The organism is Echinicola jeungdonensis (assembly GCF_030409905.1).
GTDB classification, from domain to species: domain Bacteria; phylum Bacteroidota; class Bacteroidia; order Cytophagales; family Cyclobacteriaceae; genus Echinicola; species Echinicola jeungdonensis.
On record NZ_JAUFQT010000009.1, the window covers coordinates 1 to 15,163 of the forward strand.

At 38.8% G+C, this 15,163-nt stretch carries 24 protein-coding genes and 2 pseudogenes; 14 read left to right on the forward strand and 12 right to left on the reverse strand.

From position 1 onward, the window contains the following. Positions 1-219: 219 nt before the first annotated feature. The 9 genes from QWY93_RS18955 to QWY93_RS18995 all read right to left on the reverse strand — a co-directional run bounded on the left by QWY93_RS18955 (position 220) and on the right by QWY93_RS18995 (position 4,125). The gene (locus QWY93_RS18955; RefSeq protein ID WP_290249937.1) at positions 220-678 is read right to left on the reverse strand and encodes a hypothetical protein; all 459 of its coding nucleotides are present in this window, start codon (positions 676-678) and stop codon (positions 220-222) included. Beyond that, positions 632-907 (reverse strand): hypothetical protein, encoded by a 276-nt coding sequence (locus tag QWY93_RS18960; protein ID WP_290249939.1) that lies wholly within the window; start codon positions 905-907, stop codon positions 632-634. Before QWY93_RS18960 ends, QWY93_RS18955 begins: the two co-directional genes overlap by 47 nt. 111 nt (positions 908-1,018) lie before the next feature. After that, positions 1,019-1,375, reverse strand: a complete 357-nt coding sequence (locus QWY93_RS18965; protein ID WP_290249941.1) for a transposase — start codon at positions 1,373-1,375, stop codon at positions 1,019-1,021. Then, a complete protein-coding gene (locus QWY93_RS18970; RefSeq protein WP_290249943.1) occupies positions 1,375-1,569 on the reverse strand; it encodes a hypothetical protein in 195 nt (64 codons plus the stop codon). Before QWY93_RS18970 ends, QWY93_RS18965 begins: the two co-directional genes overlap by 1 nt. Positions 1,570-1,899: 330 nt before the next feature. Continuing rightward, positions 1,900-2,025, reverse strand: coding sequence for a hypothetical protein (locus QWY93_RS18975; protein ID WP_290249946.1), 126 nt, complete (start codon positions 2,023-2,025; stop codon positions 1,900-1,902). Between the two features lie 181 nt (positions 2,026-2,206). Next, positions 2,207-2,377 (reverse strand): hypothetical protein, encoded by a 171-nt coding sequence (locus tag QWY93_RS18980; protein WP_290249947.1) that lies wholly within the window; start codon positions 2,375-2,377, stop codon positions 2,207-2,209. A 214-nt stretch (positions 2,378-2,591) separates the two neighbouring features. Further along, positions 2,592-2,933, reverse strand: a complete 342-nt coding sequence (locus QWY93_RS18985; RefSeq protein ID WP_353959701.1) for a nucleoside deaminase — start codon at positions 2,931-2,933, stop codon at positions 2,592-2,594. Positions 2,934-3,249: 316 nt separating this feature from the next. Beyond that, complete coding sequence (locus QWY93_RS18990; RefSeq protein ID WP_290249949.1) at positions 3,250-3,432, reverse strand: hypothetical protein; 183 nt, start codon at positions 3,430-3,432, stop codon at positions 3,250-3,252. A gap of 138 nt (positions 3,433-3,570) precedes the next feature. Beyond that, complete coding sequence (locus QWY93_RS18995) at positions 3,571-4,125, reverse strand: TlpA family protein disulfide reductase (protein WP_290249951.1); 555 nt, start codon at positions 4,123-4,125, stop codon at positions 3,571-3,573. Positions 4,126-4,438: 313 nt separating this feature from the next. Between QWY93_RS18995 and QWY93_RS19000 the strand changes: the two genes are divergently transcribed. Together QWY93_RS19000 and QWY93_RS19005 are read left to right on the forward strand one after the other, a co-directional pair. Continuing rightward, positions 4,439-4,561 (forward strand): hypothetical protein, encoded by a 123-nt coding sequence (locus QWY93_RS19000; protein ID WP_290246184.1) that lies wholly within the window; start codon positions 4,439-4,441, stop codon positions 4,559-4,561. Positions 4,562-4,816: 255 nt separating this feature from the next. Beyond that, positions 4,817-5,146: a hypothetical protein gene (locus QWY93_RS19005; RefSeq protein WP_290249953.1), complete on the forward strand. Its 330-nt coding sequence runs from the start codon at positions 4,817-4,819 to the stop codon at positions 5,144-5,146. Between the two features lie 1,112 nt (positions 5,147-6,258). Here the strand turns inward: QWY93_RS19005 and QWY93_RS19010 are convergent. After that, positions 6,259-6,480, reverse strand: coding sequence for a hypothetical protein (locus tag QWY93_RS19010; RefSeq protein ID WP_290249954.1), 222 nt, complete (start codon positions 6,478-6,480; stop codon positions 6,259-6,261). Continuing rightward, positions 6,470-7,620 (reverse strand): annotated as a pseudogene (locus QWY93_RS19015) (cytochrome P450). The gene QWY93_RS19010 and the pseudogene QWY93_RS19015 overlap by 11 nt, the downstream one beginning before the upstream one ends. Here QWY93_RS19015 and QWY93_RS19940 point away from each other — a divergent pair. The 4 genes and pseudogenes from QWY93_RS19940 to QWY93_RS19025 all read left to right on the forward strand — a co-directional run bounded on the left by QWY93_RS19940 (position 7,593) and on the right by QWY93_RS19025 (position 8,806). After that, positions 7,593-7,823, forward strand: a complete 231-nt coding sequence (locus QWY93_RS19940; protein WP_353959704.1) for a cytochrome P450 — start codon at positions 7,593-7,595, stop codon at positions 7,821-7,823. The pseudogene QWY93_RS19015 and the gene QWY93_RS19940 sit on opposite strands and share 28 nt — an antisense overlap. Positions 7,824-7,893: 70 nt before the next feature. Continuing rightward, the gene (locus QWY93_RS19945) at positions 7,894-8,163 is read left to right on the forward strand and encodes a cytochrome P450 family protein (protein WP_353959702.1); all 270 of its coding nucleotides are present in this window, start codon (positions 7,894-7,896) and stop codon (positions 8,161-8,163) included. Further along, positions 8,129-8,512 carry a cytochrome P450 gene (locus QWY93_RS19950; RefSeq protein ID WP_353959703.1) on the forward strand — a complete coding sequence of 128 codons (384 nt, stop codon included), beginning with the start codon at positions 8,129-8,131 and terminating at the stop codon, positions 8,510-8,512. The genes QWY93_RS19945 and QWY93_RS19950 overlap by 35 nt, the downstream gene beginning before the upstream one ends. Then, a pseudogene (locus tag QWY93_RS19025) lies at positions 8,490-8,806 on the forward strand (cytochrome P450). Before QWY93_RS19950 ends, QWY93_RS19025 begins: the two are co-directional and overlap by 23 nt. Positions 8,807-10,034: 1,228 nt before the next feature. Here the strand turns inward: QWY93_RS19025 and QWY93_RS19030 are convergent. Next, on the reverse strand, positions 10,035-10,166 hold the full coding sequence (locus QWY93_RS19030) for a hypothetical protein (protein ID WP_290249956.1): 132 nt from the start codon (positions 10,164-10,166) through the stop codon (positions 10,035-10,037). Positions 10,167-11,064: 898 nt separating this feature from the next. On the opposite strand from QWY93_RS19030, the gene QWY93_RS19035 reads away from it, so the two are divergent. The 8 genes from QWY93_RS19035 (at position 11,065) to QWY93_RS19065 (ending at position 15,123) form a co-directional block, all read left to right on the forward strand. After that, entirely contained in the window at positions 11,065-11,409 is a 345-nt protein-coding gene (locus QWY93_RS19035; protein WP_290249958.1) for a TlpA family protein disulfide reductase, read from the forward strand. A gap of 12 nt (positions 11,410-11,421) precedes the next feature. Continuing rightward, complete coding sequence (locus QWY93_RS19040) at positions 11,422-11,619, forward strand: hypothetical protein (protein ID WP_290249960.1); 198 nt, start codon at positions 11,422-11,424, stop codon at positions 11,617-11,619. Between the two features lie 636 nt (positions 11,620-12,255). Continuing rightward, positions 12,256-12,396 (forward strand): cytidine/deoxycytidylate deaminase family protein, encoded by a 141-nt coding sequence (locus QWY93_RS20100; RefSeq protein ID WP_435380209.1) that lies wholly within the window; start codon positions 12,256-12,258, stop codon positions 12,394-12,396. A gap of 32 nt (positions 12,397-12,428) precedes the next feature. Beyond that, positions 12,429-12,731, forward strand: coding sequence for a nucleoside deaminase (locus QWY93_RS20105; RefSeq protein ID WP_435380210.1), 303 nt, complete (start codon positions 12,429-12,431; stop codon positions 12,729-12,731). Positions 12,732-12,769: 38 nt separating this feature from the next. After that, positions 12,770-13,294 carry a hypothetical protein gene (locus QWY93_RS19050; RefSeq protein ID WP_290249962.1) on the forward strand — a complete coding sequence of 175 codons (525 nt, stop codon included), beginning with the start codon at positions 12,770-12,772 and terminating at the stop codon, positions 13,292-13,294. A gap of 328 nt (positions 13,295-13,622) precedes the next feature. Then, a complete protein-coding gene (locus tag QWY93_RS19055) occupies positions 13,623-13,817 on the forward strand; it encodes a hypothetical protein (RefSeq protein ID WP_290249963.1) in 195 nt (64 codons plus the stop codon). Between the two features lie 125 nt (positions 13,818-13,942). Continuing rightward, positions 13,943-14,155, forward strand: coding sequence for a hypothetical protein (locus QWY93_RS19060; protein ID WP_290249965.1), 213 nt, complete (start codon positions 13,943-13,945; stop codon positions 14,153-14,155). Positions 14,156-14,577: 422 nt separating this feature from the next. Further along, positions 14,578-15,123: a hypothetical protein gene (locus QWY93_RS19065; protein ID WP_290249968.1), complete on the forward strand. Its 546-nt coding sequence runs from the start codon at positions 14,578-14,580 to the stop codon at positions 15,121-15,123. The last annotated feature ends 40 nt before the right edge of the window (positions 15,124-15,163 follow it).

The following is a 15,163-nucleotide window of genomic DNA, read 5'->3' on the forward strand; positions in this document are numbered from 1 at the left end:
GTGGTTGATATAGAGGCCTCTTTGGGAAATAGACATAATTAACCTTTTAGTGACTTAACTAAAAGGTTAATTTTTTTTAGGGTACTTTGAAGTAAAATTCAGAGTACAATTTGTGTAAGGAAAAGTACAATTACTGAATTGAAGGGGTTGATTTTTGGGGTGGTTTTGACAATTGGACACACCTGTCCTGTAATCCTTCTTTCCGGCGGTAGTTTTTTGTCAAGCAGCTTTGTTGATGGGCGGGGATTCCTGTTGGTTTCTTCGTTTGGCAACTGCTACGGCGTTGGCTGCCATAATGCCGAACAGCACGGCCAGCTTTTCCCTTTTATCTCCCTTTACTCGTATTTTAACCAGTCCATAGTGGTTTTTATGGTTGCCGAAAGCCCCTTCCATTGCCGTTGCCCTTTGTTTGGAGACTTCAGCACTCAGAATCTTTTCGGCTTTGTTGTGCGGTTTGGGGCCTTTTTTGGGGAAGCCGGTGAATATGTCTTTGAGGTACAATACTTTCTGTTGGCATTGGTGGCATAAATCCGGTCGGCACCCAGCTGGGAAGTCTGTCCGAAAATCCGGGTATGTTTTAACCGTGGATATTTTCAACCGGGTACATTCATTGAAGTTGTTGAAGTCCAGTTTATCGATAAATGATAGCCCGCCTGTCTGAAGGATATGGGCTTTCATACCGAACTCCACAGGTTTGTTTTTCCTTTCCCCGGACGATCGGCCGGAGATAAGGTTTATGGAGGGAAACGATGCGGTCCTTAAGTTCGGAGGGAGGATTTTCCAACAAAAACTGCTGCTGGACCAAGACTTTTTTGATGGTCTTCAGACAGGCAAAGTCATTTGGTTTAAGCCCCGCCCCTTGATAAAAGTCTAGGATCTCTTGTAACTGGCCAAGTCCTTTTTCCAACAGGAAGACCAGGGATTTTTTCCTTTTGAGGTTTCCTTAAAGGATTTGCGTCTTTTACGGAAGTAGCCAAGCTGTTTGGCCTTCTGCTCCCTGTATTTTGACCGGGCCTTTTTATGCCCAATTGTTTACATTTTTTGAACAGTTGCTTTTCAAACACCCACTGGCAGCATTCCCAGAGTAGTTTGGGTCGGTGGGGAAACGGACATAACTTTCATAACAGGTGGCATCCATTAATAAGACGTGGCTGTTGTCCACATCCTGTTTCCAGTGATCCATTAGTACCTCTTGGATCTGTTCCCAGTGGCAATGTTCCTCGATGTAGGCCCTGATCCGTGTCATAATGGTAAGGTCCCGGATCTGTTGGTCTGCTGCCAATACTTTCCCGCAGAAATACTGAAGGCTCCAGTCGGTATTGAAACGCTCTATCAATTGGCGGTCTGAGGTATTCAGGTAGGCTTTCAAAAACATCAGGGCAAACATGCCCTTGGCACCGAACCACCTTGGGCACCAGGCCCCTGCAGCTTTTCAGGAACAAGGCTCGAAAGCTTTTCCCATGGCAGGCTGTCATGGATCTGGCCAAGCAAGGAATTCTTGAAAAAGTGATACTTTGGAGAGTATCCGTCAAAGTCTTTGAAAATAGGGAGCTGTATGGTATCTTTCATAGTATTTTTGTCTGCAAACAAAAAATACGAAAAAGAAAACCCCGGAAAAAGCCCTTTTGGACGATTTTCGGGGTTTTTGAGTTATTTTTTCGCAACCCTGTTTATTAGAGTCAGTGATTTTAGCTAATTAACAAGAAGCCCTATAGAAAGGTGGTTTGTGCGGACACAAACCACCTTTTTTTACTTATTCCAAAGTCAAAATACAGCCGGAATATTTTTCATTTCCATTGAATATTTCACCTTGGAATATGCAGCCTTCCTTCCTGTAAATAAGATATTCGATTCCATTTTGGTCACCGTAATCTATAAGAAAAGAGTATTATGGAATACCTAATCCATGGATTCAGGATTGTATTCCAAATCGTAATCGATCATGGTGGAATCCTCCTCAAGCATGGATGGAACCTCATCCCTTCCAATAACTTCTCTGCGTTCCAGCTCAATTATTACGTCCATTTGCTGGGAAAAGGAGGCATCCTCCTCTCGAAGCCTGTTAAATTCTTCAAGGAGTTCTTCATCACTAAAAGATTCATACCTTTTGATTCTTTCCTCCTTGATTTTTTGTTTTTTCTCTGCATCAAAGCTTCTTCTCTTTTTCTAATCGGCTTTCACCGATTTAATGAATTTGGTACCTTTTTCAGAGCCATAAAAGGCGCATCTTCACCAGGATTTCCTCCTGTGTCCCATCAATATGAACCACGGTAAGGGTGTCAAATTTTTCCATGGAATATTCATCCCCGGATTCTTTGTCCAAGACTTTTTCCTCTTGATATTCAAACTGATCCTCATTTGATGACGAGCATGCCACCAAATGATAAGAGATATAATTATTAATATGTTCCTAGTATTCATAATCATAAGGTTTTGGTTACTGATTTAATTAAATGGATTCAGTATATTTTCTTATCTGGTTGTCGATCCACATTTGGAATACCTCCTTAGCTCCATTTTGTTTAAAATGGATCATGGGTATTTTCCTGTTTTCAGGGGCAATCGGGAGTTCCTGATAAATAAAATCATCATCAACCCAGCATTGGCGGCATCCTTTCTGGTATTGGCAAAAATACGCGCTTAGGTCTTGCCCAATAAATGGCTCCCAGGCACATAGGGCAAGGTTCACAGGAGGAATAAACCTCACAGTCTTCAAGCTGAAAATGTCCAAGTGATTTGCAGGCATCCCGGATGGCCATGATCTCCGCATGAGCAGTTGGGTCATTGGTACTTAGGACACTATTGTTTCCTTTTCCAATGACGACCCCCTCTTTTACAACAATACAGCCAAACGGGCCTCCCTTTCCGGAACTCATTCCTTCTTTTGCCAGGGAAATTGCCATTTCCATAAAGGTTCGTTGCTGTTCAGTCATTTGCTTATAATCGGTTTGTTTCCATAATATTAAAAGCCTTTCAAAAGCAATTCAAAACCTCAGGCTTCCTTTATGAAAATAACCATATGATTGGTAAAATGAAAAAATAAAAGAGATAAATATCCGCAGAATTAAAGATTTTAGGAGCTAAAGGAATTAAATCGCCTTTTTTCTGAAAATTCAAAGCAAATGGATAAGTTGTTAGTTTTGCAAGTCTATGTTAAAATTTAAAGTCCTTGGAAAAAAGCATTTATAGGCATTGCAAGCTTGATAGTATAATTCTCCTGGGATTTTAAAAGTCCCCTTTTGGCTTTTTTTACCAAAATTTCACAGTGAATTGATTAGAAAATACTTGCAAAGGCTGATCTTCTCCAATCATTTTGAAAGTTTTTGGGGCAGAAAACTGAGCAGAGTCAATTTGAAAAGATGCTGGCCATTCTATGGTAATCCGGGTTGGAATAAAATTGGGGTCATTCACTTCATCTGCCTGAATGTGCATTCCATTTTGAATGGCAAAAACCAACTCTAGCTGTTGATTATTTTCTTTAAGGTAATTTGCTCATTAATCAGTTTTACCCAGTGTTTTTCTTGTCCATTTGCTGGAAGGGTGATCCCAATCAGTAGGAGTATCCCAATACTAATTTTCAGACAATAGCTCATCAAGTTTAGCTTTAAGCCCCAAAAGTTTTGCGTCAAAATTCTTAGAATCCAGCAAGGACATATATTGGATATTTCCCTCCAGATCAACTAATATATTGGAGGCAAGCATTACTTCATCCCCGGGCCAAGTCGGGCAATACGTCCTCAGGGGCAAAACTTGCCGCCCAGTCCCATCTTCATCCAATATTACCGGGAAGCTAAATTGAAACGGTCTTGCAGTTTTTCTTTTTACCAGGGAAGCAGGTTCTTTCACATCGATAATGAGGACTTTGACATTTTTATTTCTGTAATTCTGGGCTAGCTCTTCAAGATAGGGAGCTTCGGCATTGCAAAACGGACACCAGGTAGTAGCAATATGGATGACCAAATAGCCGCCTTTGAAATCTTCAGAGGAAATAGTATTGCCTTCCAGATCCACTAATGTGAAATCCGGAAGTTCCATTCCCTTGGAGTCCATTGATTCGGTCTGGCCTTGTGCCCATAAAGGCAGACTAATCAAATAAAGGACTAATATGGATATTTTATAATTCATTGATGTATAGCGTTTTATGTCTGTAAATATAATCAATATTTAAATGATTTTTCTGGATTTCAATGATCTTCAAACCGGAAAAACCTGTTGAAATAATGAATAGAGAAATTTATTAGGAGATCAAGTTAAATTTCTTTTTGAACCGATATAATGATAATAATATTTTATTCTATAAACATTGAAATACAGTTATTTAAACTTTGTTTTATTTGATTAGGGGGGTAAAAGAATTAAATTTTGATAATACTTAAAAACCTGCTGGTATTAAAAAATTCGTATCCATATTTTCATTTAAAATTAACCCAAAACAACCATGAAAGGCTTAGTTATTTTCCTAACAGCTTCAATTTCGCTGTTTATTTTGGCTTGTTCTGAGATTGAAGAAGAAGCAGCGTATGTGGGTGTTCCCAAAATTTCTTTGGGTTCTTATGAATAGGGAATTTGGCTGATGAATGGGCTCGTAAAGGTGGTACCCAAAACAGTCAACCAGTTTTTGCCTTTTCTGATCCAAGTAGCCCTGTGGAAGGGTCTTCAGCCGGTCTAATAAGGGGGCCAAGGGAATTTCAATGAGTTTGCATGCAGAGGAACTTATAGCGGGAATGCTTATACCATCTGGTTTGTAATATTCAATGCCCCTGAAAATTGTGCCACCAGTCCATGCGGTGAACCAGACATTTTTAATCCTGAAACCATGACAGATGTTTCCTTTGGAGGAGGAAATATCGCAGGAAATTCCTCTATAACCATAAGTGGCCATAAAAAAGTAGGAGACTTGTCTGGATCTGCTATGCCTTTTTTTAATGACTTGTTGGGATTAGATATTCCGATATTCGGCTTAATAGACCCTTGGGGTGCAGAAGTGCATTTGGTGCTTCGAAGTCATGGTCCAAAAGTACCTGCTAATATGCCGGATTTAATCAATTCATTTGATGGAGGATGTACCACTTTTCTCGATGCTGGTCAGGTTACTGATGACCCTGGAGAATGTGCCGATTCCCATTTCGCTATTTTTCAACCTTAAAAAACATTTTGTCTTAAGGGCGGGCAAAAAAGCTCGCCTTTTTTTACCCATTTCAATTGAAAAAAGTGGTTTCTATTTCTAATACTGATTGAATTCCCTATTTCTTCAAAAGTGTGAAATTATTCACCTTAAGTAGGGGCTAATATGAGGTAGAAGATACCGGCGGTGTATTTGATAGGGATTATTCCATCTTTTCCTGAAGCGTTAGAAAAATAACAGGGTTATCTGAACTTTTGGTTATTCATGGAAGCCTAATGTGAATCGCTTTCAGAATTCTACCTTAGCTAGGTAATCAAAGAGAATTATTGTGTACACTCAGTTGACAGATGAATTGATGTCCAATTATCAAATGTAATTTTTAATAACAGTAAATCTATAAAATTCGATTCCGGCAATTACCAACTGGAAGTTTTCTTGTGACCAATTTTATCTCACTAACTTGATTAAGTTGAGTAATAAAGAAAATCATAATCCCAAGATCAGCTTATAAGGATTAATGATAAAATGAGAGGTCACCTAAATCTCCATCAGTAGCAACAGCTGCTGGATATTCTTTCCCGGTGTAATGATCTCGTGCATACCAATTTGAATTTTACAATCCCCAATTTAAGATATGGATTAGTGAAGGTGATTTTCCACTAATTGAGGATACATACAATGGCTCCATTGGAAAAGAAAGCCCTTTCCCAAAAGCTTTAAGTAAAGCTTCCTTTCTTGTCTAAAATTGAATAAATATTTCCGGTCTTTTTTCCTGAGTAATTTCCTTTATTAACCTGATTTCCCTCTTAAAAAAAAATTACGGATAAAATGATCATAAGAAACATCATGTCGAATTTGCTCAATTTCGATCCTAACATTCCGATTTTTAGAAAAATCTAAAGGGCTTTGTTGCTGGAATGTGATAGATCGAAATTGATGTTTTCCCAACCAATTTCTGGTCTTAATTGGGGTTTCCCATATTTAATAATCAAATTGAATTTGATCGGGTTTTATCTCTATATAAAAGCCCAAGATTTGACGTAACAATCCACGTGCAGCAATTGATTGGATTTTATTTTTTTCAAAATGAAGCCTTCCAACCTTTTCAAGCTCCTCAATAGAAAGTATTGATGTTAAATATTTTCTTTGCCTTCACCTAAATCAAGGGAGAATCGCCAAATATGAACCGTGCCTTTAGGGGTGACATAATTGGAATCGAATGTTGTCAATGAACTAGATGTTTGGTCATATTTTACTTTCTTTTTTCTAGTTGCATCAGTATCCCATTTTTGGGTCTGAGGTTTAATAATTGGGCCATTTCCACCACTTGATCCGGCACCAATTTTAGCCGCCAAATTGAGAGATTGAAGCGATAACCATAACCCCCTCTAACCAGGCATAATGCTGACCAATACATGAACGTGGACCTTCACTGAATGGAAAATACTCATATTTTGATTTTTGTCGATTAGTGGAAGGTGCCCAAGATTGAGGATTGAACTTCATGGGGTCTTTATGAAACCTTGAATCGTGATGTATCAGGTAAGGGCTCATCAAGACAATGGTTCCCTTAGGATGAAATAATCGCCGATTGTTAAATTTGAACGGGCTTCTCGGACGATAACATAAATAGGGGGGTATAACCGCATTGCTTCTGTGAAAACCATTTTGGTAAATTTCAACTTTGGATAATCATCCAAAGTAGGTTGCCGACCTTGTAATACTTGGTCGACTTCTTCATGTAATTCTTCCTCAGCTAGTGGATTTTGCGAAAGGAGGTACCAGGTCCAGGTAAGAGCAAGGGAAGTAGTGTCAAATGCGGTGAGTAATAGAGTAAGGGCTTCATCCCGGATTTCCTCATTGCTGATCCCACGATCTTTTTTATTTTGTTTCTTGGGCTAAAAGTAGCAGGGAAAGTAAATCACCTTTGTCTAATTTAGTTTTCCCGCGCTCTTCAATAATTTTATAAATGATTTTATCCAATCGACTTTTTGCTTTAAAAATCTAATAGAGCCTGGAAGAGGAAGCTTAAGCAAATATTCCGCAAATGGAAGGGTTACCCTTCCAAAAATATCCATTATAGATTCAAATTCCTGATTAATTTCTGCAGCTTCTTCTTCTAAATCAACACCAAACATGGTCTTTCCAGCAATTCCGGTACTCATTCTGACCATTTCTTTAAAAATATCCACCGATGTCCCATTTTTCCAGCCGTTCATTAACCTTGAGGCAAATTCTGACATGACAGGGGAATAAATGTCCATCATTTTCCGGTGAAATGCCGGTTGCATTATTCGCGAATGGTGCTTATGAAAATCCCCTTCACTAGTAAGCAATCCCTCTCCTAATAGTTCTTTTGCCATTTTTAGGGGCCTACCTTTGACGAAATTATCCTGTTGTGTGGAAAGCACTTCTTTGATAAAGTCCGGGTGATTTAACAGTAAAATTCGAAGATGTCCTATTTTAAATTGAGCAATATGGAGATATTGCTCAATTTAAAATAGGACATCTTCGAATTTTACTGTTAAATCACCCGGACTTTATCAAAGAAGTGCTTTCCACACAACAGGATAATTTCGTCAAAGGTAGGCCCCTAAAAATGGCAAAAGAACTATTAGGAGAGGGATTGCTTACTAGTGAAGGGGATTTTCATAAGCACCATTCGCGAATAATGCAACCGGCATTTCACCGGAAATGATGGACATTTATTCCCCTGTCATGTCAGAATTTGCCTCAAGGTTAATGAACGGCTGGAAAATGGGACATCGGTGGATATTTTTAAAGAAATGGTCAGAATGAGTACCGGAATTGCTGGAAAGACCATGTTTGGTGTTGATTTAGAAGAAGAAGCTGCAGAAATTAATCAGGAATTTGAATCTATAATGGATATTTTTGGAAGGGTAACCCTTCCATTTGCGGAATATTTGCTTAAGCTTCCTCTTCCAGGCTCTATTAGATTTTTTAAAGCAAAAAGTCGATTGGATAAAATCATTTATAAAATTATTGAAGAGCGCCGGAAAACTAAATTACAAAGGTGATTTACTTTCCCTGCTACTTTTAGCCCAAGAAACAAATAAAAAAGATCGTGGGATCAGCAATGAGGAAATCCGGGATGAAGCCCTTACTCTATTACTCACCGCATTTGACACTACTTCCCTTGCTCTTACCTGGACCTGGTACCTCCTTTCGCAAAATCCACTAGCTGAGGAAGAATTACATGAAGAAGTCGACCAAGTATTACAAGGTCGGCAACCTACTTTGGATGATTATCCAAAGTTGAAATTTACCAAATGGTTTTCACAGAAGCAATGCGGTTATACCCCCTATTTATGTTATCGTCCGAGAAGCCCGTTCAAATTTAACAATCGGCGATTATTTCATTCCTAAGGGAACCATTGTCTTGATGAGCCCTTACCTGATACATCACGATTCAAGTTTCATAAAGACCCCATGAAGTTCAATCCTCAATCTTGGGCACCTTCCACTAATCGACAAAAATCAAAATATGAGTATTTTCCATTCAGTGAAGGTCCACGTTCATGTATTGGTCAGCATTATGCCTGGTTAGAGGGGGTTATGGTTATCGCTTCAATCTCTCAATTTTGGCGGCTAAAATTGGTGCCGGATCAAGTGGTGGAAATGGCCCAATTATTAAACCTCAGACCCAAAATGGGATACTGATGCAACTAGAAAAAAGAAAGTAAAATACCAAACATCTAGTTCATTGACAACATTCGATTCCAATTATGTCACCCCTAAAGGCACGGTTCATATTTGGCGATTCTCCCTTGATTTAGGTGAAGGCAAAGAAAATATTTAACATCAATACTTTCTATTGAGGAGCTTGAAAAGGTTGGAAGGCTTCATTTTGAAAAAAATAAAATCCAATCAATTGCTGCACGTGGATTGTTACGTCAAATCTTGGGCTTTTATATAGAGATAAAACCCGATCAAATTCAATTTGATTATTAAATATGGGAACCCCAATTAAGACCAGAAATTGGTTGGGAAAACATCAATTTCGATCTATCACATTCCAGCAACAAAGCCCTTTTAGATTTTTCTAAAATCGGAATGTTAGGATCGAAATTGAGCAAATTCGACATGATGTTTCTTATGATCATTTTATCCGTATTTTTTTTTAAGAGGGAAATCAGGTTAATAAAGAAATTACTCAGGAAAAAAGACCGAAATATTTATTCAATTTTAGACAAGAAAGGAAGCTTTACTTAAAGCTTTTGGAAAGGGCTTTCTTTTCCAATGGAGCCATTGTATGTATCCTCAATTAGTGGAAAATCACCTTCACTAATCCATATCTTAAATTGGGGATTGTAAAATTCAAATTGGTATGCACGAGATCATTACACCGGGAAAGAATATCCAGCAGCTGTTGCTACTGATGGAGATTTAGGTGACCTCTCATTTTATCATTAATCCTTATAAGCTGATCTTGGGATTATGATTTTCTTTATTACTCAACTTAATCAAGTTAGTGAGATAAAATTGGTCACAAGAAAACTTCAGTTGGTAATTGCCGAATCGAATTTTATAGATTTACTGTTATTAAAAATTACATTTGATAATTGGACATCAATTCATCTGTCAACTGAGTGTACACAATAATTCTCTTTGATTACCTAGCTAAGGTAGAATTCTGAAAGCGATTCACATTAGGCTTCCATGAATAACCAAAGTTCAGATAACCCTGTTATTTTTTCTAACGCTTCAGGAAAAGATGGAATAATCCCTATCAAATACACCGCCGGTATCTTCTACCTCATATTAGCCCCTACTTAAGGTGAATAATTTCACACTTTTGAAGAAATAGGGAATTCAATCAGTATTAGAAATAGAAACCACTTTTTTCAATTTGAAATGGGTAAAAAAAGGCGAGCTTTTTTGCCCGCCCTTAAGACAAAATGTTTTTTAAGGTTGAAAATAGCGAAATGGGAATCGGCACATTCTCCAGGTCATCAGTAACCTGACCAGCATCGAGAAAAGTGGTACATCCTCCATCAAATGAATTGATTAAATCCGGCATATTAGCAGGTACTTTTGGACCATGACTTCGAAGCACCAATGCACTTCTGCACCCAAGGGTCTATTAAGCCGAATATCGGAATATCTAATCCCAACAAGTCATTAAAAAAGGCATAGCAGATCCAGACAAGTCTCCTACTTTTTTATGGCCACTTATGGTTATAGAGGAATTTCCTGCGATATTTCCTCCTCCAAGGAAACATCTGTCATGGTTTCAGGATTAAAAATGTCTGGTTCACCGCATGGACTGGTGGCACAATTTTCAGGGCATTGAATATTACAAACCAGATGGTATAAGCATTCCCCGCTATAAGTTCCTCTGCATGCAAACTCATTGAAATTCCCTTTGGCCCCTTATTAGACCGGCTGAAGACCCTTCCACAGGGCTACTTGGATCAGAAAAGGCAAAAACTGGTTGACTGTTTTGGGTACCACCTTTACGAGCCCATTCATCAGCCAAATTCCCCTATTCATAAGAACCCAAAGAAATTTTGGGAACACCCACATACGCTGCTTCTTCTTCAATCTCAGAACAAGCCAAAATAAACAGCGAAATTGAAGCTGTTAGGAAATAACTAAGCCTTTCATGGTTGTTTTGGGTTAATTTTTTAATGAAAATATGGATACAATTTTTTAATACCAGCAGGTTTTTAAGTATTATCAAAATTAATTCTTTTACCCCCTAATCAAATAAAACAAAGTTTAAATAACTGTATTTCAATGTTTTATAGAATAAAATATTATTATCATTATATCGGTTCAAAAGAAATTTAACTTGATCTCCTAATAAATTTCTCTATTCATTATTTCAACAGGTTTTTCCGGTTTGAAGATCATTGAAATCCAGAAAAATCATTTAAATATTGATTATATTTACAGACATAAAACGCTATACATCAATGAATTATAAAATATCCATATTAGTCCTTTATTTGATTAGTCTGCCTTTATGGGCACAAGGCCAGACCGAATCAATGGACTCCAAGGGAATGGAACTTCCGGATTTCACATTAGTGGATCTGGAAGGCAATACTATTTCCTCTGAAGATTTCAAAGGCGGCTATTTGGTCATCCATATTGCTACTACCTGGTGTCCGTTTTGCAATGCCGAAGCTCCCTATCTTGAAGAGCTAGCCCAGAATTACAGAAATAAAAATGTCAAAGTCCTCATTATCGATGTGAAAGAACCTGCTTCCCTGGTAAAAGAAAAACTGCAAGACCGTTTCAATTTTAGCTTCCGGTAATATTGGATGAAGATGGGACTGTGGCGGCAAGTTTTTGCCCCTGAGGACGTATTGCCCGACTTGGCCCGGGATGAAGTAATGCTTGCCTCCAATATATTAGTTGATCTGGAGGGAAATATCCAATATATGTCCTTGCTGGATTCTAAGAATTTTGACGCAAAACTTTTGGGGCTTAAAGCTAAACTTGATGAGCTATTGTCTGAAAATTAGTATTGGGATACTCCTACTGATTGGGATCACCCTTCCAGCAAATGGACAAGAAAAACACTGGGTAAAACTGATTAATGAGCAAATTACCTTAAAAGAAAATAATCAACAGCTAGAGTTGGTTTTTTGCCATTCAAAATGGAATGCACATTCAGGCAGATGAAGTGAATGACCCCATTTTATTCCAACCCGGATTACCATAGAATGGCCAGCATCTTTTCAAATTGACTCTGCTCAGTTTTCTGCCCCAAAAACTTTCAAATGATTGGAGAAGATCAGCCTTTGCAAGTATTTTCTAATCAATTCACTGTGAAATTTTTGTAAAAAAGCCCAAAAGGGGACTTTTAAAATCCCGGAGAATTATACTATCAAGCTTGCAATGCCTATAAATGCTTTTTTCCAAGGACTTTAATTTTAACATAGACTTGCAAAACTAACAACTTATCCATTTGCTTTGAATTTTCAGAAAAAGGCGATTTAATTCCTTTAGCTCCTAAAATCTTTTAATTCTGCGGATATTTATCTCTTTTTATTTTTTCATTTTACCAATCATATGGTTATTTTCATAAAGGAAGCCTGAGGTTTTGAATTGCTTTTGAAAGGCTTTTAATATTATGGAAACAAACCGATTATAAGCAAATGACTGAACAGCAACGAACCTTTATGGAAATGGCAATTTCCCTGGCAAAAGAAGGAATGAGTTCCGGAAAGGGAGGCCCGTTTGGCTGTATTGTTGTAAAAGAGGGGGTCGTCATTGAAAAGGAAACAATAGTGTCCTAAGTACCAATGACCCAACTGCTCATGCGGAGATCATGGCCATCCGGGATGCCTGCAAATCACTTGGACATTTTCAGCTTGAAGACTGTGAGGTTTATTCCTCCTGTGAACCTTGCCCTATGTGCCTGGGAGCCATTTATTGGGCAAGACCTAAGCGCGTATTTTTTGCCAATACCAGAAAGGATGCCGCCAATGCTGGGTTTGATGATGATTTTATTTATCAGGAACTCCCGATTGCCCCTGAAAACAGGAAAATACCCATGATCCATTTTAAACAAAATGGAGCTAAGGAGGTATTCCAAATGTGGATCGACAAACCAGATAAGAAAATATACTGAATCCATTTTAATTAAATCAGTAACCAAACCTTATGATTATGAATACTAGGAACATATTAATAATTATATCTCTTATCATTTTGGTGGCATGCTCGTCATCAAATGAGGATCAGTTTGAATATCAAGAGGAAAAGGTCTTGGACAGAATCCGGGATGAATATTCCATGGAAAAATTTGACACCCTTACCGTGGTTCATATTGATGGGACACAGGAGGAAATCCTGGTGGAAGATGCGCCTTTTTATGGCTCTGAAAAAGGTACCAAATTCATTAAATCCGGTGAAAGCCGATTAGAAAAAAGAGAAGAAGCTTTGATGGCAGAGAAAAAACAAAAAATCAAGGAGGAAAGAATCAAAAGGTATGAATCTTTTAGTGATGAAGAACTCCTTGAAGAATTTAACAGGCTTCGAGAGGAGGATGCCTCCTTTTCCCAGCAAATGGACGTAATAATTGAGCTGGAACGCAGAGAAGTTATTGGAAGGGATGAGGTTCCATCCATGCTTGAGGAGGATTCCACCATGATCGATTACGATTTGGAATACAATCCTGAATCCATGGATTAGGTATTCCATAATACTCTTTTCTTATAGATTACGGTGACCAAAATGGAATCGAATATCTTATTTACAGGAAGGAAGGCTGCATATTCCAAGGTGAAATATTCAATGGAAATGAAAATATTCCGGCTGTATTTTGACTTTGGAATAAGTAAAAAAAGGTGTTTGTGTCCGCACAAACCACCTTTTCTATAGGGCTTCTTGTTAATTAGCTAAATCACTGACTCTTAATAAACAGGGTTGCGAAAAATAACTCAAAAACCCCGAAAATCGTCCAAAAGGGCTTTTTCCGGGGTTTTCTTTTTCGTATTTTTTGTTTGCAGACAAAAATACTATGAAAGATACCATACAGCTCCCTATTTTCAAAGACTTTGACGGATACTCTCCAAAGTATCACTTTTTCAAGAATTCCTTGCTTGGCCAGATCCATGACAGCCTGCCATGGGAAAAGCTTTCGAGCCTTGTTCCTGAAAAGCTGCAGGGGCCTGGTGCCCCAAGGTGGTTCGGTGCCAAGGCATGTTTGCCCTGATGTTTTTGAAAGCCTACCTGAATACCTCAGACCGCCATTGATAGAGCGTTTCAATACCGACTGGAGCCTTCAGTATTTCTGCGGGAAGTATTGGCAGCAGACCACAGATCCGGGACCTTACCATTATGACACGGATCAGGGCCTACATCGAGGAACATTGCCACTGGGAACAGATCCAAGAGGTACTAATGGATCACTGGAAACAGGATGTGGACAACAGCCACGTCTTATTAATGGATGCCACCTGTTATGAAAGTTATGTCCGTTTCCCACCGACCCCAAACTACTCTGGGAATGCTGCCAGTGGGTGTTTGAAAAGCAACTGTTCAAAAATGTAAACAATTGGGCATAAAAAGGCCCGGTCAAAATACAGGGAGCAGAAGGCCAAACAGCTTGGCTACTTCCGTAAAAGACGCAAATCCTTTAAGGAAACCCTCAAAAGGAAAAAATCCCTGGTCTTCCTGTTGGAAAAAGGACTTGGCCAGTTACAAGAGATCCTAGACTTTTATCAAGGGGCGGGGCTTAAACCAAATGACTTTGCCTGTCTGAAGACCATCAAAAAAGTCTTGGTCCAGCAGCAGTTTTGTTGGGAAATCCTCCCTCCGAACTTAAGGACCGCATCGTTTCCCTCCATAAACCTTATCTCCGGCCGATCGTCCGGGAAAGGAAAACAAACCTGTGGAGTTCGGTATGAAAGCCATATCCTTCAGACAGGCGGGCTATCATTTATCGATAAACTGGACTTCAACAACTTCAATGAATGTACCCGGTTGAAAATATCCACGGTAAAACATACCCGGATTTTCGGACAGACTTCCCAGCTGGTGCCGACCGATTTATGCCACCAATGCCAACAGAAAGTATTGTACCTCCAAAGACATATTCACCGCTTCCCCAAAAAAGGCCCAAACCGCACAACAAAGCCGAAAAGATTCTGAGTGCTGAAGTCTCCAAACAAAGGGCAACGGCAATGGAAGGGGCTTTCGGCAACCATAAAAACCACTATGGACTGGTTAAAATACGAGTAAAGGGAGATAAAAGGGAAAAGCTGGCCGTGCTGTTCGGCATTATGGCAGCCAACGCCGTAGCAGTTGCCAAACGAAGAAACCAACAGGAATCCCCGCCCATCACAAAGCTGCTTGACAAAACTACCGCCGGAAAGAAGGATTACAGGACAGGTGTGTCCAATTGTCAAAACCACCCCAAAAATCAACCCCTTCAATTCAGTAATTGTACTTTTCCTTACACAAATTGTACTCTGAATTTTACTTCAAAGTACCCTAAAAACAAATTAACCTTTAGTTAAGTCACTAAAAGGTTAATTATGTCTATTTCCAAAGAGGCCT